Source organism: Microbispora sp. CA-102843 (assembly GCF_050936215.1).
Lineage (GTDB): Bacteria > Actinomycetota > Actinomycetes > Streptosporangiales > Streptosporangiaceae > Microbispora.
In genome coordinates, this window is record NZ_JBNJNF010000001.1 from 1,469,889 (window position 1) to 1,490,167 (window position 20,279).

At 70.9% G+C, this 20,279-nt stretch carries 14 protein-coding genes; 11 read left to right on the forward strand and 3 right to left on the reverse strand.

The annotated features are described in order from the left end of the window. Positions 1-6 precede the first annotated feature (6 nt). Both ACQEVJ_RS06820 and ACQEVJ_RS06825 read left to right on the forward strand, forming a co-directional pair. On the forward strand, positions 7-888 hold the full coding sequence (locus tag ACQEVJ_RS06820) for an ABC transporter ATP-binding protein (RefSeq protein ID WP_433098286.1): 882 nt from the start codon (positions 7-9) through the stop codon (positions 886-888). 98 nt (positions 889-986) lie between these two features. Further along, a complete protein-coding gene (locus ACQEVJ_RS06825; protein WP_433098288.1) occupies positions 987-1,724 on the forward strand; it encodes an ABC transporter permease in 738 nt (245 codons plus the stop codon). Between the two features lie 140 nt (positions 1,725-1,864). On the opposite strand, the gene ACQEVJ_RS06830 is transcribed toward ACQEVJ_RS06825, so the two are convergent. Then, positions 1,865-3,301, reverse strand: coding sequence for an ATP-binding protein (locus ACQEVJ_RS06830; protein WP_433098290.1), 1,437 nt, complete (start codon positions 3,299-3,301; stop codon positions 1,865-1,867). 254 nt (positions 3,302-3,555) lie between these two features. Further along, positions 3,556-4,980, reverse strand: coding sequence for a glycoside hydrolase family 6 protein (locus tag ACQEVJ_RS06835; protein ID WP_433098292.1), 1,425 nt, complete (start codon positions 4,978-4,980; stop codon positions 3,556-3,558). A gap of 308 nt (positions 4,981-5,288) precedes the next feature. Between ACQEVJ_RS06835 and ACQEVJ_RS06840 the strand changes: the two genes are divergently transcribed. From ACQEVJ_RS06840 to ACQEVJ_RS06870, 7 genes are all read left to right on the forward strand, one after another. Further along, complete coding sequence (locus ACQEVJ_RS06840) at positions 5,289-7,430, forward strand: putative bifunctional diguanylate cyclase/phosphodiesterase (protein ID WP_433112602.1); 2,142 nt, start codon at positions 5,289-5,291, stop codon at positions 7,428-7,430. Positions 7,431-7,526: 96 nt separating this feature from the next. Continuing rightward, complete coding sequence (gatC, locus tag ACQEVJ_RS06845; protein ID WP_030506108.1) at positions 7,527-7,826, forward strand: Asp-tRNA(Asn)/Glu-tRNA(Gln) amidotransferase subunit GatC; 300 nt, start codon at positions 7,527-7,529, stop codon at positions 7,824-7,826. Continuing rightward, complete coding sequence (gatA, locus tag ACQEVJ_RS06850) at positions 7,823-9,313, forward strand: Asp-tRNA(Asn)/Glu-tRNA(Gln) amidotransferase subunit GatA (RefSeq protein ID WP_433098294.1); 1,491 nt, start codon at positions 7,823-7,825, stop codon at positions 9,311-9,313. The genes gatC and gatA overlap by 4 nt, the downstream gene beginning before the upstream one ends. Before the next feature lie 25 nt (positions 9,314-9,338). Beyond that, positions 9,339-10,583: an AAA family ATPase gene (locus tag ACQEVJ_RS06855; RefSeq protein ID WP_433098296.1), complete on the forward strand. Its 1,245-nt coding sequence runs from the start codon at positions 9,339-9,341 to the stop codon at positions 10,581-10,583. Beyond that, positions 10,583-11,218 (forward strand): DUF4276 family protein, encoded by a 636-nt coding sequence (locus ACQEVJ_RS06860; protein ID WP_433098298.1) that lies wholly within the window; start codon positions 10,583-10,585, stop codon positions 11,216-11,218. The genes ACQEVJ_RS06855 and ACQEVJ_RS06860 overlap by 1 nt, the downstream gene beginning before the upstream one ends. Then, positions 11,211-12,719: an Asp-tRNA(Asn)/Glu-tRNA(Gln) amidotransferase subunit GatB gene (gene gatB / locus ACQEVJ_RS06865; protein ID WP_433098300.1), complete on the forward strand. Its 1,509-nt coding sequence runs from the start codon at positions 11,211-11,213 to the stop codon at positions 12,717-12,719. The genes ACQEVJ_RS06860 and gatB overlap by 8 nt, the downstream gene beginning before the upstream one ends. Positions 12,720-13,068: 349 nt before the next feature. After that, positions 13,069-15,033: a VanW family protein gene (locus ACQEVJ_RS06870; RefSeq protein WP_433098302.1), complete on the forward strand. Its 1,965-nt coding sequence runs from the start codon at positions 13,069-13,071 to the stop codon at positions 15,031-15,033. Between the two features lie 51 nt (positions 15,034-15,084). On the opposite strand, the gene ACQEVJ_RS06875 is transcribed toward ACQEVJ_RS06870, so the two are convergent. Continuing rightward, a complete protein-coding gene (locus ACQEVJ_RS06875; RefSeq protein WP_433098304.1) occupies positions 15,085-16,272 on the reverse strand; it encodes a PQQ-dependent sugar dehydrogenase in 1,188 nt (395 codons plus the stop codon). Between the two features lie 66 nt (positions 16,273-16,338). Between ACQEVJ_RS06875 and ACQEVJ_RS06880 the strand changes: the two genes are divergently transcribed. Both ACQEVJ_RS06880 and ACQEVJ_RS06885 read left to right on the forward strand, forming a co-directional pair. Beyond that, positions 16,339-17,259, forward strand: coding sequence for a 2-hydroxyacid dehydrogenase (locus ACQEVJ_RS06880; RefSeq protein WP_433098306.1), 921 nt, complete (start codon positions 16,339-16,341; stop codon positions 17,257-17,259). 300 nt (positions 17,260-17,559) lie between these two features. Next, positions 17,560-20,196 carry a putative bifunctional diguanylate cyclase/phosphodiesterase gene (locus tag ACQEVJ_RS06885; RefSeq protein WP_433098308.1) on the forward strand — a complete coding sequence of 879 codons (2,637 nt, stop codon included), beginning with the start codon at positions 17,560-17,562 and terminating at the stop codon, positions 20,194-20,196. Positions 20,197-20,279: the final 83 nt, after the last annotated feature.

The following is a 20,279-nucleotide window of genomic DNA, read 5'->3' on the forward strand; positions in this document are numbered from 1 at the left end:
TCCCGCATGAACGATGTCGTGGCCACGGCCGACCGGGTCAGCCGGCGGTATGGCGATGCCTATGCCCTCGACGAGGTTTCCCTGCAGGTGCGGGCCGGCGAGATCGTCGGCCTGCTGGGGCCCAACGGTGCCGGAAAGAGCACGCTGATCAACCTCCTGGTCGGGCTCCGCCGCCCTACCTCCGGCAAGGTGGAGGTCTTCGGACGCGACCCGCGCGAGCCGCAGGCCCGCCGCCACATCGGCGTGACCCCCCAGGAGACCGGACTGCCGCCCACCCTCAGGATCCGCGAGTGCGTCGACTTCGTGGCCGCCCATTTCGCCGACCCTGCCGACCGCGACGAGTTGCTCGACCGGTTCGGCCTCACGACGCTGGCGCATCGCCAGACGGGAGGACTGTCCGGCGGGGAGAAGCGAAGGCTCGCCGTCGCGCTGGCCTTCGTCGGCCGTCCCCGCCTGGTCTTCCTCGACGAGCCCACCACCGGACTGGACGTCGAGGCGCGGCGCGCGCTCTGGCAGGGCATCCGTACCTTCCATGACGAAGGCGGGACGGTCGTCCTGACCAGCCACTACCTGGAGGAGATCGAGGCCCTGGCCGAGCGGGTCGTCGTCCTGAGCGGCGGCAGGGTCCTCAGCGACGACACCGTGGAGGCGGTCCGCTCCCTGACCGGAGTCCGGCGGGTGAGCCTGTGCATCGCCGAGGTGCCGCCGCTGCCCGGAGTGATGAGCGTGGAACGCGAGGGCGACCGCACCCACCTGCTCACCACGGACGCCGACCAGTTCGTACGCGATCTGGTGATGAGCGGCGTCGCCTTCCAGGATCTGGAGATTCGGGCGACCTCGCTTGAAGAGGCCTTCTTGTCCATCACCGCCCGCGTGGCCGCGGCATAGGACTGACGCCCCACGACGATCGTGGTCCTCGCTCCGGCCCGGCGACCGTCCGAAGGCCGAACGGCCTCTCCATATCCCCCTACGAGAGCAGGTCTGCCATGCAGCTCGCCCTGGTCCATGCCAGATATCAGTTCGTTGAGACCATCCGCGTGCCGATCGCCGTTCTCAGCGCCGTCTTCTTCCCGACGGCCGCGATGGTCTTCTTCGTCGTACCCTTCGCCGGGGACGACCCGGTCGCGTCCACGTACGCGACGGCGTCGATGGTGACCTTCTCAGTCATGATGAACTGCCTCTTCAGCTATGGCGTCGGGGTCGCCGAGGAGAGAGCCCAGCCGTGGGATCCCTTCACCCGCACCCTGCCCGTGGGGCCGGGTCCGAAGTTCGCCGGCCGCATCCTCAACAGCGTGGCGTTCATGCTGATGTCGCTGATCCCGGTCGTCGCGGTCGCCGCGATCGCCACCGAGGCGACGATCACGGCGTTCCAGTTGGTGGCCGCCATCGGCACCCTCGTCGTGGTGGCCCTGCCGTTCACCCTGATGGGGCTGGCCATCGGCTACGCCCTGCCCAGCAAGGCGGCTCTGGCGACGGCTCAGATCATCTTCTTCCCCCTGGCCTTTGGCGGCGGACTGCTGACGGCGCCCGGACACGCGCCCGGTTTCGTCGAAGTCATCGCCCCCTTCCTGCCGACTCGGGGCGCAGTGGAGCTGATGTGGCGTGCGGTGGGCGACTTCACGATGAATGTCATGTCAATGATCATGCTTGGGGTCTGGATCCTGCTCTCCGGCGCTCTGGCCGCGTGGGCATATCGCCGGGACGAGGGCCGCCGCTTCGCCTGAAGCCCTGTCGCGCTGTCATCCGTGGGCTGTCACGCATGACGGCGAGGCCGCGCCGGCCACCCTCGCGGGCAGGGGGTTGACGCCGGCGGCCGTCGTGATCTCGATGGCGGGGGTTCTCACCGCGGGGCCGGCCAGGTCGTCTACGACTGCCAGGCGGCCAACAGGTCTTCGGGACCCCAATGCGCGGCGAGCGGCAGGCCGTCATCGACACCGGAGCGTGAAACGGCCACCAGCGGAGTCGTGGGGTCGGCACCGGGGACGGCGAGCATGTCCCGCACCAGGCTTTCGTACTCATGCCGGCCGAAGGACCCGTTCTCCAGCCATTTGATCGAGCCGAGGAAGTGGACGCGCCGCGCGACCGGCTCACGGTCCGCCCCGACGAGGTCGATCTCGGGATTGTTCTGACGGTTCCACCATCCGCCGATGGCCTCGGTCTCGGGCCATCGGTCGTCGGGCAACAGCCGCAGCAGTCCCTCACGGACGACGGGCTCGACGGCGCGGCCACGCCAGGAGGTCCAGGAGCGTTCGATGGCGGCGAGGACACGTTCGCCCCGGCCGCGCTCGACCAGCGGAATGCCACGGTCGAGGAAGGCCAGCCAGAATCGCAGATACGGATCGGCGATCCGATAGCGCTTGTTCTTCGTGTCCGGCTTGGCCGACAGCGGGGTGTCGGCGGCCAGTACCCGCTTGCCGATGAGGGTGGACAGCAGCGGGGAAAGCGTGCCGGAGGCTAGGGGAGCGGCGCCACCCGCCTCGGTGGCGATGGCGGAGAACGTGCGCTCCCCGCTCCCCACCGCCGACAGGACCGCACGCGAGTGGGAGGTCTCAGGAAACTCCCCGAGCAACGACAGCTCGCCGGCCATCAGCAGGGCGGACAGCGGATTGGCCAACGACTCCCGGAGGTAGTCGACGCGGCTCATGCCTGGCTGCCAGGCCTGGACCACCTCGGGAAAACCACCAGTGATCAGAAAGGCGTCGATGGCGTCGGCGGCGTCCTGTCCGGTCATGACGGCCACATCCGCGGGGTGGAGTGGCTGGACGGTCATCTTCGCGGCGCGACCGAAGAAGGGTCGGCCATAGGACTGCAGCGCCTCCATAACCGACAGGTCACTGCCGACCAGGATGAGCAGCACCGGCTTGGCGGACAGGTGCCGATCCCAGACCGTCTGCAACGCCCCTTCGAACTCGCGATCCTGTTCCACCAGCCACGGCACCTCGTCGATGACCGCGATGCTCGGCGTCTGGTCGGGCACAGCCACGGCCAGGGCGCGCAGTGCCTGGTTCCAGTCTCCGGCCTGCACCCCGGCGATCAACTCGGCGCCCGGCAGTGCGGACTGCGCGAGCATGCCGATGAAGTCGGCGCGCTCGGCCACGGGATTACGGCCCCTGGAGGCCTGGAAGACCACGTACGGCACGCCGGCACGGTCGCAGAACTCCTGAACCAGTCGCGATTTCCCCACGCGACGTCGGCCAGTCATGATCACAGCGCGCCCGCGAGTGCCGCCCCGCCCCTCCGCCACCTGCCGCAGTTGCTGGTCCAGCAGTTCAAGATCTGCGGCTCTTCCCTTGAACTCCACTAGTCGCCTCGCTCATACGTAGAATCAATCTAACGTAGATGCGATCCTACATTGCGGGGGCATCGTTAGCGGGAGGCGACCGGCGAAGGGGCCTGGGAGCGAAGGCATGCCGGCCGGAAATCCCAACGCCGGGACGCGCCTCATCGGCCTGGCCGGTCTCGGTCTCATGGAGATCCCGCCGGCCTCGCCCTCCTGATCCGAAAGGCGTGCCGTACGGCTTCCCAGCCGTACGGCACGCCTGAACTACGCGGGGGTCAGGAGGTGGTGCAGACCAGGGGAGAGGGGGTGCTGGCGGTCCCGCTGGAGCTGCCGAGGAAGCCGAACGTGGTGTTCGCGCCGGGGGCGAGGCTGCCGTTCCAGCTCAGGTTCGTGGCCGTGATGCTGCCACTGGTGCCGGTGAGGTTGGCGTTCCACGACTGGCTGATGGACTGCCCGCCGGGCATCGTCCACTTGACCGTCCAGTTGTTGATCGCCGAGGCGCCCGCGCTGGTCACGGTGATCTCACCCTGGAAGCCGCCCTGCCACGAGCTGACGACCTTGTAGACCGCCGTGCAGCCGCGGTCGCCGGTGAAGGTCGGGGACGGCGAAGGCGAGGCCGACGGCGAGGCCGAGGGGGACGGAGACGGAGACGGCGAAGCCGAGGGGGACGGAGACGGTGACGGAGACGGCGAGGGCGACGGGGACCGGGACGCCGACGGAGACGGCGAGGGGCTGTCCGTGGGCGGCGGGGCGGCCATCGCCAGGTCGTAGGCCCGCTGCGCCACGAACTGACCCGCGGGGCCGATGCAGCCGTCGGACTCGCCCGGAGGCTTCACCCACAGGTATGCCGCGATCGCCGAGTCGCCGGTGTTGGTGGTGCTCCAGGTGCCGGTGGCCCGGCCGGCCGGGTCGCACCACTCGCTGCCCGCCGGGCCGTTGCCGTTGCGGCTCGTGTCGATCACGGCCTTCAGCCCGGACACGCCGGTGGCGGAGATGACGCTCTTGGCGTACGAGACCAGGCCGGAGGAGTACCGGTAGTTGGAGACGTTGAGCGAGATGCCGTCCGCGCTGTTGGCGACGTCGGCGCCGCGCAGCCGGTTGGCCATGTCGGAGGCGCTCACCCAGGCGTCGTGACCCGCGTCGAAGAAGACCTTGACGTTCGGGGAGGTGGCCTTGAACTTCTTCCCGGCGTACGCCATGGAGGCCTGGACCTCGGCCTGCTGGGAGGCGTTCATGCAGTTCGGCATGATCGACAGAGCGTCGGGCTCCAGGACGATGTAGGCCGGCCGCCCGCCGAGACCCGCGGCGACCTGGTCGATCCAGGAGCGGTACGACGCGTGGTCGGGGGCTCCGCCCGCGCTCGCGCCGCCGCAGTCGCGGTTCGGCATCTCGTACACGACGACGATCGGGATCTTGCCGGCCGACGCGGCGGCGCCCACGTACGCGTCGACCTGGCCGCGCACGGTCGAGGGGTTGTAGCTGGCGAACCACCGGCCCTGCGGGACGGCGGCGATGCGGTCCCTGATCACCGAGGTTTTGCTGTCGCCGGGGTTGGCGGCCACCCATTTGGCCGCGTTGGTCGTCGGATCCACGTAGAAGGCGGAGTCGGCGGCCTGTGCGGCGGAGGAGGTGAGCACGGACGCTCCCACCGCGGCCGTGGCGACCGCTGCGAGCACAGCCGCCGTCAATCTGCGAGACATGGAAATACTCCGTCCGGTAATGTGGGAGCGCTCCCACAGGTATCTCGGATGGTAGGGAGCCGACGGCGGGTCCAAGAAGGGTCGGTCAGTGTTTGTCTGGACGACCAACCTAATAGGCGCAGGCGGGCGGGGGATCGGACCTGTGGAGCACCTGAAACTTTCACCGCATGTCCGGTCAGACCGTGATATCTCCAGAAATCATGGTGACGGAGTGTGCCCAAGCGGTTTCGCGAAGTGGCCCAGAGGCCGTACCCTCCCATAGTGACCTCTTGGGGGGTTTCTTACCGATGACGCTTTCACGCGGTCTTATGCCGCTCGCCGGGGTGCCACGCGTCCTTCTGCCCGCGGTCGACCTGGGCGAATCGTCCACGCCCGTCGACACCCGGGACACCGGACCACGCCCCGGCTCGCCCTTGTGGGCCTACCTCACGGCGGTCTCCGCCGTCGGCGTCACCGCGCTGGTGATCACGCAGGTACGGCTCGGCTTCGGCGAGCTGAGCGAGGTGGCCCGCACCCCGCTGTTCTGGATGCTGACCGTCCTGGTGGTGCTGGGCGAGCTGCGCCCGGTCATGTTCAGCTCCTCGACGCTGGTCGGGGGCACACCGACCTCCACGATGTTCACCTTCGCCGTGCTGATGTACCAGGGCCTGCCGACGGCGGTGCTGATGCAGGCGGTCGCCGTGGTGGTCAGCGGGCTGGTGCACCGCAGGGCCTGGCACCGGGTGCTGTTCAACCTCGCCCAGGTGACCCTGGCCTGTACGGCGGCCGCGGCGGCCTTCGCCGCGTTCGGCGCTCATCCGGCGCCCCGCGTGCCGTGGACGCCCGATGGCGGGGACATCCCCGCCATCGCGCTGGCCGCGGCGGCGTACTTCGCGGTCCGCGCGATCCTGGTCTGCCAGGCGGTGGCGCTGCACGAGCGCCGGCCGCTGGCCCGGGTGATGAAGGCGTCGATCGGCCCGCAGGCCCTCGTCTACGGGGCGCTGCTCGGGCTCGCGCCGCTGGTCGTGGTCGTGATGGCGCACTCCACGGCCCTGGTCCCCCTGTTCGTCGCGCCGCTGACCGCGGTCTACTTCACCGCGACGCTCTCGCTGCGCCGCGACCACCAGGCGACCCACGACGGGCTCACCGGCCTGCCCAACCGCAAGATGCTCATCCTGCGCACCGAGGAGGCCCTGGCCGAGGCGCGCGAGCACGAGCGGGTGGGGCTGCTGCTGCTCGACCTCGACCGCTTCAAGGAGGTCAACGACACGCTCGGCCACCCGGTCGGCGACCGGCTGCTGCAGATCGTGGCCCACCGGCTCACCCACAGCGTGCGGCCCGGGGACGTGGTCGCCCGCCTCGGCGGGGACGAGTTCGCGGTGCTGTTGCCGTCGATCAGGGACGCCCAGGCGGCCAAGGAGGTCGCCTCGCGGCTGCGGGTCGCGCTGACCGAGCCGGTACGCCTGGAGGGCATGACCTTCGACCTCGACGCGTCGATCGGCATCGCGCTCTACCCCGACCACGCGCCGGACTTCGAGCTGCTCATGCAGCGTTCCGACGTGGCGATGTACCTGGCCAAGGAGGGCCGCACCGGCGTCGAGTTCTACCTGTCGGGCAAGGACCGCAACTCGCCGGAACGGCTGAGCCTGCTCGGCGACCTGCGCCGGGCGATCGACGCCGACGAGCTGGAGCTGCACTATCAGCCCAAGGTGAGCCTGGAGGACGGCAGGGTCGAGAGCATCGAGGCGCTGCTGCGCTGGTGGCACCCGGTGCGCGGGCCGATCTCGCCCGCCGAGTTCATCCCGCTGGCCGAGCAGTCATACCTGATGCGCGAGCTCACCCAGCACGTCATCGGCCACGCGCTGCGGCAGGCGGCCCGGTGGTGGCACGCGGGCGTCGACGTGCCGGTCTCGGTCAACGTGTCGGCCCGCGACCTGCTGGATTCGGGCCTGCCCGAGCAGCTGGAGTCCGGGCTGGAGAAGCTGGACCTGCCTCCCGAGGCGATCCGGCTGGAGGTCACCGAGCGCATCCTCATGACCGACCAGGCCTACAGCGCCGACACGATCCGCACCCTGGCCGGTCTCGGCATCCAACTGGCCCTGGACGACTTCGGCACCGGCTACTCCTCCCTGGTCCGGCTCCAGCGGCTCCCGGTCTCCGAGGTCAAGATCGACGCTTCGTTCGTACGGCGGCTCGGGGAGTCGCCGGACGACGAGCGGATCGTCCGCTCGATCATCGACCTCGTACGGTCCCTCGGGCTGAGGTCGGTCGCCGAGGGGGTCGAGTCGCCGGAGATCGCGACGCTGTTGCGGGAGATGGGCTGCCACGCGGGCCAGGGGTGGTGGCTGGCCAAGCCCATGCCCGCGAGCGAGGCGACCACGTGGTTGCGCGGCCGGCTCAGCGCCGCCTTCCGGGACCGGGAGAGCGGCGGCGCCCGTCTCGCGCCGTCCACGACGCAGGCGTCGCATTAAGACCATGTGACGCGGCGTCGTCGGGTCGGCCGCGCTCGGCGACGAGCCCTAGGATGGGTAGGTCCAATCTCCATCATGAAACGGGTTCGACGACTCATGTCCGCCATAACCCGCGATGAGGTCGCTCACCTCGCCCGGCTGTCCCGGCTGGCACTGGCCGACGACGAGCTCGACCACTTCGCCGCCCAGCTCGACCAGATCGTCGGCGCCGTCGCCCGCGTCGCGGAGGTGGCGGCCGACGACATCCCGCCGTCCTCGCACGCGCTTCCGCTGACCAACGTGTTCCGGCCCGACGACGTACGGCCCGGCCTCACGCCGGAGGGCGCCCTGTCCGGCGCGCCCGCGGTGGAGGACGACCGCTTCCGCGTGCCGCGGATCCTCGGGGAGGAAGAATGAGCTTGATTCGCAAGACCGCCGCCGAGCTCGGCGCGCTGGTCGCCTCCCGAGAGGTCACCGCCGTCGAGGTCGCCCAGGCCCATATCGACCGGATCGCCGAGGTCGACGGCCGGGTCAACGCCTTCCTGCATGTGGACGCGGAGTCCGCGCTGGCACAGGCCCGCGCGGTAGACGAGCGCATCGCCGCCGGCGAGAAGCTCGGCCCGCTCGCCGGGGTGCCGATCGCGCACAAGGACGTGTTCACCACGACCGGCATGCCGACGACCGCCGGCTCGAAGATCCTCGAAGGCTGGCACCCGCCGTACGACGCGACCGTGACCCGGCGCCTGCGCGAGGCCGGCCTGGTGATCCTTGGCAAGACCAACCTGGACGAGTTCGCCATGGGGTCGTCCACGGAGAACTCGGCGTACGGCCCGACGCACAATCCCTGGGACCTGTCCCGGATTCCCGGCGGTTCCTCTGGTGGTTCGTCCGCCGCGGTGTCCGCCTACGAGGCGCCGCTGTCCACCGGCACCGACACCGGCGGCTCGATCCGCCAGCCCGCCGCGGTGACCGGCATCGTCGGCATGAAGCCGACGTACGGCGGCTCGTCCCGCTACGGGCTGATCGCGTTCGCGTCCTCGCTCGACACGCCCGGGCCGTTCGCCCGCAACGTGCTCGACGCGGCGCTGCTGCACGAGGCGTTCTCCGGCCACGACGCGCTCGACTCCACCTCGATCGACGCGCCGGTCCCGCCGGTCGTCGAGGCCGCACGGCACGCCGACGTGGCGGGCATGCGGGTCGGCGTGGTCAAGGAGTTCGCCGGGGAGGGCTACCAGCCCGGCGTGCTCGCCCGGTTCAACGAGGCCGTCGAACTGCTGGAGTCGCTCGGGGCCAAGGTCGTCGAGGTCTCCTGCCCGACCTTCACCTACGCGCTGCCCGCGTACTACCTGATCGCGCCGTCGGAGTGCTCGTCCAACCTGGCCCGTTTCGACGCCATGCGATACGGCCTGCGCGTCGGCGACGACGGCACCCGCAGCGCCGAGGAGGTCATGGCCCTGACCCGGGCGGCCGGTTTCGGCCCCGAGGTCAAGCGGCGCATCATGCTCGGCACGTACGCCCTGTCCTCGGGCTACTACGACGCCTACTATGGGCAGGCCCAGAAGGTCCGCACGCTGATCATGCGTGACTTCGAGGCGGCCTTCCAGCAGGTGGACGTGCTGGTCTCGCCGACCACGCCGACCACGGCGTTCCCGATCGGGGAGCGGGCCGACGACCCGATGGCGATGTACCTCGCCGACCTGTGCACGATCCCGACCAACCTCGCCGGCAACGCGGCGATCTCGGTGCCGTGCGGCCTGGCCGATGAGGACGGCCTGCCGGTCGGACTGCAGGTCATGGCCCCGGTCCTGGCCGACGACCGCTGCTACCGGGTCGGCGCCGCCGTGGAGAAGGCCTTCGAGAGCCGGTGGGGCGGCCCGCTGCTGTCCCGCGCGCCCGCGCTCTAGTCGCCGAGAGGAGGGGAACGGCGGCATGATCACCCGCATCGAGATCGACGGCTTCAAGTCGTTCGAGAACTTCGCGCTGGATCTGCCTCCGTTCCTCGTGCTCATCGGCACCAACGCCAGCGGCAAGTCGAACCTCCTCGACGCGTTGAACTTCATCTCGGTGGTCGCCACCCGCGGCGTGGACGCGGCAGTGGCCGAAGTACGTGGCGATCCTCGTGGCCTGTTTCGCAGGCGCGGAGACGGCACGCGGGCCGATCGGATGACCTTCGCCCTGGAGTTCCTTCTCGCCGAACTACCCAAGGACGTGCCAGTTCGATGGCGCTACGAGGTGGATCTCGCTTGGGCGGAACCGGAGGGCGCCCTCGAGGGAATCGTCGCCCTCACGCAGCGGCTCCGAGGGCCACACGGGGACGAGATCGCCCTGGAGGTCGCGCCTGAACTGCAGACCCGCTTTCTCAAGAAGGAGCCGGGTCTGCTGGAGCTCGTGCTGTTCCACAAGAACGCCGGTCCGGTGGCGGCGAACGACCGGCTCGTCCTGCGCCACCTGTGGAACGAATTCGCGAGGATGCGGTTCCTGCACCTGGAGGCGGGAAGCCTGCGCCGGGCGAGCGAGTTGGGCGGTCCTTCCCACCTGGACCCGACTGGCAGGGACCTGCCCAATTACCTACGCTCACTGGCGCGGGAGACGGCCTCGGACAACCTCCCGCTGGGTGTCCTCGGCGAGATCAAGATGCATCTCGTCGGACTGGTCAGAGAGATCAGCGATTTCCAGATCGTCGAGGACGAGCGGCGACGGGATGTCCGGTTGGAGTTCTCCTCTCCTTATGAGAAGGGGCTGGACGCGGAGTTCGCCTCCGACGGCACGCTCCGCATGCTGGCCATTCTGGCCGCTCTGCATGATCGGGGGACGGTTGCCGTCGAGGAGCCGGAAAACGGTGTTTTCCCGGAGAGGCTGCGGCAGCTCCTGCGTCTGGCGATCGGACTCGTCAAGGAGGGCACGGAAGCCACCGCCTCAGGTGCGGGGGACGCCCCTCACCGCCAGGTGATCTTTACGAGCCACTCTCCGGTGGTGCTCGACGCGGTGCCCCGCGAGAACATTGCGTTCCTCGACATGACCACCGTCTTAGAGGGCGGGATCGCCAGCCGAGTGAGCCGGGTACGGCGGCTGCGGGAGGACGCCGGGCCGGTGCGGGTGGACGGCGAGCGGTGGTCGCGCGTCACGGATTCCGAACTCGACAGGTTCCGGGCTGGAGTGGAGGAACCGGTCTGATGCGGAGCCTGAGCTGCGTCCTAATCAGAGAAGGGCCGTCGGACGACTGGTTCCTGCCGATCCTGCTGCGCCGGGCCCTGGAGGACCTTGTGATCGAGTCCTTCCCGGCCTGCCGTGAGGTGCAGGAGGTGCGCAGCCTGCCGAAGGCGGGCAACCAGAGTCCCGAGCCCGTGCTCAGGGCCCTGGAAGGGGAACGGGGAACGTTCGACGTGGTCCTTTATCACCACGACGGCGCTCCTCCGGCCAAGTCGGGTCCTGTGCTGGAACGCATGCGGCAGACTTGGAAGGCGAGCGACTTCGAGGAACCGCTGGTGGCCGTCGTCCCGATGAGGGAGACGGAGGCCTGGGTGCTCGCCGACGAGGCGGCCCTCGTGAGGGTGCTCAACGTGCGCAAGCTCGGCCGGACGGTCGTGACCGGGCCGGATGTAGAGTCCTGCCGCAATCCGAAGGCCGTTATCGACGTGCTACTCGGTGGGGCCGGTCTCAACCCGAACGGGAGCGGCGTGCTCCAGAACTTCTATGTGTCGGTGGCGGAGAACGCCGGCATCGCTGAACTGCGGAAGGTGCCCGCCTTCCAGCAATGGTGGAATGACATGATCGAAGCATTGGAAGGACTGGGTTACCAGCATGGCTGATACCGCGACGCTCATGCCGTACGACGAGGCGCTGGAGCGCTTCGAGCCGGTGCTGGGGCTGGAGACGCACGTCGAGCTGGGCACCGCCTCGAAGATGTTCTGCGGCTGCCCGACGGCCTTCGGCGCGCCGCCGAACACGCAGGTCTGCCCGGTGTGCCTGGCGCTGCCGGGCTCGCTGCCTGTGTCCAACGAGAAGGCGATCGAGTCGACGATTCGGATCGGCCTCGCCTTGAACTGCACCATCGCGAAGTGGTGCAGGATGGCCCGGAAGAACTACTTCTATCCGGACATGCCGAAGAACTACCAGATCAGCCAATACGACGAGCCGCTGTGCACGGACGGCTACCTGGACGTCGAGGTGGACGGGAAGATCGTCCGCGTGGAGATCGAGCGGGTGCACTTGGAGGAGGACACCGGCAAGTCGACCCACGTCGGGGGCGCGACCGGGCGGATCCACGGCGCCGACTACTCGATCGTCGACTACAACCGGGCCGGCATCCCGCTCGTCGAGATCGTGACCAAGCCGATCGCGGGCACCGACCGGCTCGCCCCGGAGGTCGCCCGCGCGTACGTCACCGAACTGCGCGAGGTGATGCGCTCGCTCGGCGTGTCGGACGTGCGGATGGAGCAGGGCTCGCTGCGCTGCGACGTGAACGTCTCGCTGATGCCGCGCGGCTCGGCCGAGTGGGGCACCCGTACGGAGACCAAGAACGTCAACTCGCTGCGCAGCGTCGAGCGGGCGGTGCGGGGCGAGATCGAGCGCCAGGCCGCCATCCTCGCCGAGGGCGGGCGGATCGTGCAGGAGACCCGCCACTTCCACGAGGACACCGGGCAGACGACCTCCGGCCGGTCGAAGGAGGAGGCGCAGGACTACCGCTACTTCCCCGAGCCCGACCTGCTGCCGATCGCGCCCGACCCGGCCTGGGTCGAGTCGCTGAAGGCAGCGCTGCCCGAGCTTCCTTCGGCGCGGCGCAAGCGGCTCCAGCAGGAGTGGGGCGTGTCCGACCTGGACATGGCCGCCATGCACAACGCCGACGCGATCGACCTGGTCGAGGCGACGGTGGCCGCGGGCGCTCCCGCCGCCGACGCGCGCAAGTGGTGGATGGGCGAGCTGGCCAGGCGGGCCAACGAGTCGGCCACGGCGCTCGCCGACCTGCCCATCACCCCGGCGCAGGTCGCCCGGGTGACCGAGCTGGTCGCCTCCGGCGCGCTGAACGACAAGCTGGCCCGCCAGGTGCTGGAGGGCGTGCTCGCCGGCGAGGGCGGCCCGGACGAGGTCGTGGAGAAGCGTGGTCTCCAGGTGGTCAGCGACGAGGGCGAGCTGTCGGCGATCATCGACCAGGTGCTGGCGGACAACGCCGACGCCGCGGAGAAGGTGCGCGGTGGGAAGATCGCGGCCGTGGGCGCGCTGGTCGGCGGCGTGATGAAGGCCAGCCGGGGCAAGGCGGACGCGGGCCGGGCCCGTGAGCTGATCCTGGAGAAGCTCGGCGTCCAGGGCTAGAAGAGAGTGCCTGGCGAACGCCGCCTTGCTGGGAGGACCCGGTGAGGCGCCGTCAGGGGCCCGCCCGCAGCAGGGCGTGAGAACGGCCGGCCACGGTTCCGCGTGGCCGGCCGTCGGCCTGTGCCGGCCGGTTTGTGAACCGGAAACCCGGTCTGATCCGGGCCGGCCCGCCCTGTCCCGAGCCGGTATGTCCGGGCTGCGTGCCGTCGGGGTGAATGCCCTGTTGCGTATGGAAAAGCCGGATGGCTCCCGAGGAAAGCGCAGAAGGTGTTGCGTCAGGACATATCCAGCGGAGGGTGTTTTAGGGTTAACTGATCGGAGTTGACCTTGAGCCGGAGGTGACCGAGGCGTGCGCAACGCCGGAGCGTCCGTCGACCCGCCCACGGATCCGTCCGGGACGGCGTCCGCGACTCCGCGCAAACATCCGGTGCGCCGCGTCACCTCGCTGCCCCGCGGGGTCTCGGCTCTCCCCCGAGGGGTGTCGGCCGACATCTTCGCCCAGCCGCCCGCTCCCGCCGTCCCGGCCGCCAAGCCGTCCGGCAACGGAAACCTCCCGCCGCCGGCTCCGCCGGTCGAGCCGTGGCGGGTTCCGGAGCGCCCGGCGCGTGAGGAACACGCCGTCGTCCCGCCGCCGGACCTCGAACTGCTGGACCCCGTTCCCCAGAGTCGTACGCTCCGCCGTGGGCTGATCGGCCTGGCGGTGCTGCTCCTGACGCTCTATCTCGTGCCGGCCGTCTCCATGGCGGGGAAGGTCCTGCCCGGCACGATGGTGCTCGGCGTGGACATCGGCGGGAAGAGCGAGCCCGAGGCCGTCGCCGCGTTGCGCGAACGGCTGTATGCCCAGACCAGGACGCCGATGATCGTACGGCAGGGCACGCGGCGGCTGACCCTTGACCCGCAGCAGGCCGGTCTCACACTCGACGCCGAGGCCACGGTGCGCGCCGCGCCGGCGGGCTTCCCCAGCCCGCCGGAGGTGTGGAGCGCGCTGACCGGCAGCCGCGAGGTGAGGCCCGTCGTGTCGGTGGACCGCAGCAAACTCGACGAGGCGGTCGCCAGGGACATCGCCGCGCCACTGGAGAGGCCGGGGCGGGAGGGCGACGTCTCGTTCGACGGAGTCACCCCGGTCCCGATGTATCCGCGGGTGGGCCGCGTCATCGACAGGAGAGCGACGGCCGACCAGATCGTCAGGGGGTACCTCGACCCCGAGGCCGTCGTCGTGGTGCCCACGACGCGGGATCTGCCGCACATCACCCGTGCGGAGGTGCGGCGCGCCCTGCATTGGGCGACACGGGCGGTGGCCGCGCCGCTCACGCTGATCAACGGGACCGCCTCCGTCAGCCTGTCGCCGGTCACACTGGCGCGGCACCTGACGTTCGTGCCCGACGGAGCGGCCCTGCGGCCGCGCTTCGACGCCGAGGCGGCGGTCGCCGGTGTCGAGCCCACGCTGGTCGGCTCCGCGCGGGCGGCCCGCGACGCCACCTTCACGATCAAGGACGGCCGGCCGGTCCTGGTGCCCGGCAGGCCGGGCGACCGGGTGGACACCGACCGGCTCGCCGCGGACGTGCTGACCGCCCTCGACGGAGGTGGCCGCACCGTGGCCGTATCGGTCGTGAACGGGCCGCCGCGGATCACCGACGACGCGGCGCAGCGGATGGGGATCCAGGAGGAGGCCGGCCGTTTCACCACCTCCTACGCCTGCTGCCCCCAGAGCGCGGGCAACATCCGCGCGGCCGCCGCGCTCCTCGACGGCCGCCTGGTGGAACCGGGGGAGACGTTCTCGTTCAACGAGGTCGTCGGCCCGCGCACCGTGGTCGCGGGCTTCGACGGCGTCGGCCCCACCGCGATCCACGGCAGGGCCGGCACGGAGGCGGCGGGGATGACCCAGGTCGCGACCGCCCTGATGAACGCCGTGATCCGCGCCGGGCTTCGGGTCGTCGAGCACACCCCGCCCGAGGTCCACGCCTCCCACCTGCCGGTCGGCACCGAGGCCGCGGTGTCCTTCCCCGACCCGGACCTGCGCTGGAAGAACGACTCGCCGTACGGCGTGCTCGTCCGGGCGTCCGCCACCGGCACCTCGCTGACCGTGACCCTGTGGAGCACCAAGCGGTACGACGTGGACCTGCAGGGGCCGGTCGTCGGGCAGCGGGTCGCGCTGCCCGCGGTGACCGGTCACGGATCGGGCTGTGTGGCGACGCGGGGAGAGCCCGGCTTCACGGCCACGGTGACGCGGGTGCTGCGGCAGGGCGATGAGGTGGTCTCCCGGCAGACCTTCCGCACCTCCTACCGCGCCCAGGCCGAGGTCGTCTGCCACTGATCGGGAAGAGGCGCTGATCGGGAAGAGGCGCTGATCAGGAGGAGGCGCTGATCAGGAGGAGGGCCGCACCACCAGGATCCGGTCGTCGCCGTCCCTGGGGGAGCCGCGCCCGTCCCGGTTGCTGGTGCTCACCCACAGCGTTCCGTCGGGCGCGGCGGCCACCGCGCGCAGCCTGCCGTACTCGCCCGTGTACAGCGCGGCGGGACGGCCGACGCGGCCCGAGGCGTCCACCGGCACGCGCCACAGGCGCTCGCCGCGCAGCGCCGCGGCCCACAGCGCCCCCCGGGCGTACGCGAGGCCGGACGGTGACGCCTCGGCGGTCGACCAGGTGAGCAGCGGGTCGGTGTATCCGGGCCGGCCGCCCACCCCCTCGACCTCCGGCCAGCCGTAGTTGTGGCCCTTCTCGATGAGGTTGATCTCGTCGTAGGTGTTCTGGCCGAACTCAGTGGCGTACATGTGTCCCCGGTCGTCCCAGGCCAGGCCCTGCACGTTGCGGTGCCCGTAGGTCCACACGAGGGTGCCGAAGGGGTTGCCCGGGGCGGGCCGGCCGTCCGTCGTCATGCGCAGGATCTTGCCGCCGAGCGAGTTCCTGTCCTGGGCCATGCCGCGCTCGCCGGTCTCCCCGGTCGAGGCGTACAGGTAGCCGTCGGGGCCGAAGGCGAGGCGGCCCCCGTTGTGGATGGCCCCCTTCGGGATGCCGGTGACGATCACCCGGCGGTCGGAGAGCCGCCCGTCGTACCGGTAGCGGACGATCCGGTTGTCGTTCTCCGCGGTGTAGTACACGAAGACGAAGTGGTCACCGGCGTAGCGGGGCGATACGGCCACGCCCAGCAGGCCGCCCTCGCCGCTCGCGGACACCCCCTCGATCACGCCGGCCTCGTGGACCTCGCCGCGCGGCGTGACGCGCAGCAGCCGCGCCGACTCGCGCTCGGTCACCAGCGCGTCGCCGCCGGGCAGGAACGCGATCGCCCAGGGCACCGCCAGACCGGTGACCAGTGTGCGCGGCCGGGCCGGCGTGGTCTCACCGCCGCCCGGAGTCGCGCCCGTGGCGGCGCCCGGAGTCGCGTCCGCAGTGGCACCCGGAGTGGCACCTGGAGCGGCGCCGGTGACGTCGCTCGCGGCGGTCAGCGGCGGGGGAGTCCTGCCGCTCCCGCCCTCCTCGCCCGGCGCGCACGCCACAGTCGCCGACAGGAGGGCCGCCCCCAGGAGCGCCGCGCCCACACCGTGCCTGTTCGCCATCCCCGATGACCTCCTCATGTACCCCATACTCGCTGGCGGGCGCGATGGTTCCCTAGGTTGTTCCTCGTGAAGATCTGGGTCGCATCACAGGACATCGCCGACGCCCTCGCGGAGCTCCCCGAAGGGCTCCCTGCCCTCGACTGTGCCGTGTACGACGGGAGGACGCCGCCGCCCGGCCCGCCCGAGGAGGTGGAGATCTGGGTGCCTCCGCTGGTCCCGGTGCCGGACATCCCCGGCCTTCTGGGCCGCATGACCAGCCTCCGCCTGCTGCAGACCGTGACGGCGGGGGTCGAGCCGTACCTGCCTCATGTGCCGCCGAAGGCGGTCCTGTGCAACGCGCGGGGCGTCCACGACGCGGGCACGGCCGAGTGGGCGGTGGGCGCGATGATCGCGATGCTGCGGGAGTTCCCCGGCTTCGCGGCCGCCCAGGCCAGACGCGAGTGGACCTACCACCACACCGGCGTCCTCGCCGACTCCACCGTGCTGATCGTCGGATACGGCTCGATCGGCGAGGCGCTCGAACGGCGTCTGGCCGGGTTCGAGGTGGAGATCGTCCGGGTGGCGCGCACGGCCAGGGACAACGTTCACGGCCAGGACGAGCTGCCGGCGCTGCTGCCCGCCGCGGACGTGGTCGTGCTGCTGGTGCCCGCCACGGCCGGGACGGCCGGTCTGGTGGACGCCCGGTTCCTCGCCCGGATGAAGGACGGCGCGGTGCTGGTGAACGCCGCGCGCGGGTCGGTCGTGGACGCCGACGCGCTGCTGGCCGAGTTGCGGGCGGGCAGGCTGCGGGCGGCGCTCGACGTCGTCCCCGTCGAACCGCTGCCGTCCGATCACCCGCTCTGGACCGCGCCGGGGGTCTTCATCACCCCGCACATCGCCGGCAGCACGCCCGCGTCCGTACGGCGCACGCGGAGGCTGGTGCGGGAACAGGTCATCCGTCATCTGACGGGCCGTCCACTCGATAACATGATCACCGGGCATTACTGACCGCTCCATTAAGGATTCCGGAACGTGGCTGCCTCGTGACCTGGGGTGCGTACGGTGAAGCTCAGCGTGCGCGGCTGGTTATCAGATCGGTGACGACTCGCTCGTTGTCCCCCTCTCGATCAGCGGCTGTGCGCACACTGGCCATGTGACAGGGAGAGTAAAGCCGAGTCGAGAACGGGAGGGGCAGTGACGACACACCCCACCGGACCCGGCGACGCTTATGCGACTCCGGCCTCCGCCGAAACCACGGAGGACACGACGGCCGGCGGTGAAGCGGCGACAGGTGCAGAGGCGACGCGCGTGAACGTCAGGCGTGACCCCCGGGTCCCACTCACCACCGCTGCCGGGCTCGGCGCGGTGGCGGTCGTCGTGGCCCTGGTCACCGGAGGCTCCGCGCCGGTCGTGACCGCGATCGCGGGGGTCGTCACCGGCCTCTTCGCGGCCGTCTCGCTGATCATGGCGGCCTCCCGCGTCGTCCCCGCACACCGGCGCCAGCCCGGCGCCTGGCGGTGGATGGCCGCCGGGTCGCTGACCTGGCTCCTCGGCGTCGGCGTACGTCCCGTGGCCGACGGCACGCCGTTCGTGCTCACGTTCGCCGACCTGCTCATGCTCGTCGGATCGGTGCTGCTCGCGATCGGCTGCGGCCTGTCGGTGAAACCACCCGCGTTCACGCGCGGGGTGATACGCCAGGCCGCCGACGCCTACCTGGGCGCGGCGTCGGTCTTCGCCGTGGCCTGGGTCGCCGTGCTCGGTCCGGCGTTCAGGAAGGCGGAGGACACCGGAGCGTTCTTCGTCGCGCTCGCGCTGCCCGTGGTCTGCCTGCTCGCGACCTGCGCGGTGACCCCGGCCGTGGCGGCGTCCCGGTCGGGCAACCGGGTGGCAGGGCTCACCGGCGTGGGGGTGCTCGCCGCGATAACGGTGGCCGAGATGGCCACGGCGCTCGCCCGTCTCGACGGCGACACCCCGCCGCTCGCGGCGGGGCTCGTCGTCCCGGCCATGCTGCTCGTCCTCGCCGTCGCACCGTGGGTGCAGGAGGACCGGCCGGCCAGGCCGCTGCACGCCGCGCTGACGGCCGCCACCCCGCTCGTGCTGGTCGCCGCCGCCACGCTGGTCGCCGCCCTGTACGCGATCGGGGGCAGTCGCGACGCCGCCCTGGTAGTCGTGGCCGCCTCGGTCGTCCTCGTCCTGCTCGGCCGGTTGTTCGTGCTCCTGGTCGAGACCGCGGGCATGCGCCGCCTCGTCGACGTCGGCGAGCAGCAGTTGCGCAGGCTCGCTGAGAACACCGGCGACGTCGTGCTCGTGTGCGACCCCGGCGGGGTCGTCCAGGAGGTGGGCCCCGGCCTCGAGGCGACGTACGGCTACCGCCCCGAGGACCTCGCCTTCCGGCCGATCTTCGACTACATCCACCCCGAGGACCTGCCGGCCGTACAGGCCCTGCTCGACCGCATGACGGACGAGGACGACGGGACCGAGCAGGTGGGCGGCACCCGCATCTCCTGCCGGTTCCGCGCCTCCGACGGCACCTGGCGTCCCACCGAGTCGGTCGCCGCCCGGCACGTACGCGACGACGACCTCGTCCTGGTCACGATCCGCGACCTCAGCGACCAGGTGGCCCTGCGCAACCAGGTCACCCACCTGACCTTCCACGACGGGGTCACCGGGCTGCCCAACCGGGCCTACTTCGAGGAACGCGCCCGGGACGTGCTCACCCGCCGCGGCGCCGGCGGGACCGCGGTGATCTTCCTGGACCTCGACGGCTTCACCTCCGTCAACGACTCCGTCGGCCACGCCAGCGGCGACCACCTGCTCGGCCAGGCCGCCCGCCGCCTGCGCTCGGCCGTACGTGCCGACGACACGCTCGCCCGGTGGGGCGGGGACGAGTTCGCGGTGCTGCTGGAGGGCGGCGCGTCCGGCGGCGCCGACGCGCAGACCGCCATCGACCTGGCCGAGCGGCTCGTCCGCGCGGTCTCGAACGAGCCGTTCCGGGTCGCGGACCGGGACATCGCGCTGACGGCAAGCGTCGGCGTGGCGTTCGCCGAGGAGGACCTGCCTCCCGGTGACCTGCTGCGCAACGCCGACGTGGCGATGTCGCGGGCCAAGGAGCTCGGCGGGCGCCGGGTGGAGGTCTTCGCCACCCATATGCACGCCGACGTCCTGCGCCGCCTGGAGATCGCCTCCGATCTGCAGCGGGCGCTGCTGGAGAACCAGTTCGCGATCGAGTACCAGCCCGTGGTCGACCTGGCCACGTCGCGGGTGACCGCCGTCGAGGCGCTGGTGCGCTGGTGGCGGGGCAGCACGTTCGTGCCGCCGGAGCAGTTCCTCGGGCCCGCCGAGGACACCGGGATCATCGTGCCGCTCAGCGAGTGGATCCTGCGCGAGGCGTGCCGTGAGGTGGCGGCCTGGCGCGCGTCGTCCTGGGACATCGGGCTGGCGCTGAACCTGTCCGCGCGGCAGATCATGGCCCCGCGCTTCGTGGAGACCGTGGCGGAGGCGCTGAGCGAGAGCGGGCTGCCCGCCAGCGCGCTGACCCTCGAGGTCATCGAGGAGATGCTGGTCGAGGACGCCGGAGAGATGATCAGCAGGCTGTCGGAGCTGAGGACCCTCGGCGTACGGCTGGCCATCGACGACTTCGGCACCGGCTACGCGTCGCTCGCGTTCCTGCGCCAGCTGCCGGTCGACATGATCAAAATCGACCCGTCGTTCGTCTCCGGGCTCGGCCGCGACGACACGCTGACCCTGCTGACGAAGACGATCGTGCAACTCGGCAACGATCTCGGCCTGATCGTCGTCGCCGAGGGCATCGAGCGTCCCGAGCAACTCGACCTGCTGCGCAAGATGGGCTGCACGCGCGGCCAGGGCTATCTGGTGGCCCGCCCCATGACCGCACGCGGCGTCGACTCCCTCATGCCCACCACCACCCTCCAGAACACCGCGTAGTCGCTCTCCGGGACGCTGGAGGGGCGCCGGTGGCATAACCTGGGAGTCCGTTGTGGGTGTCTTGGATGGCGAGACGGGCGTCC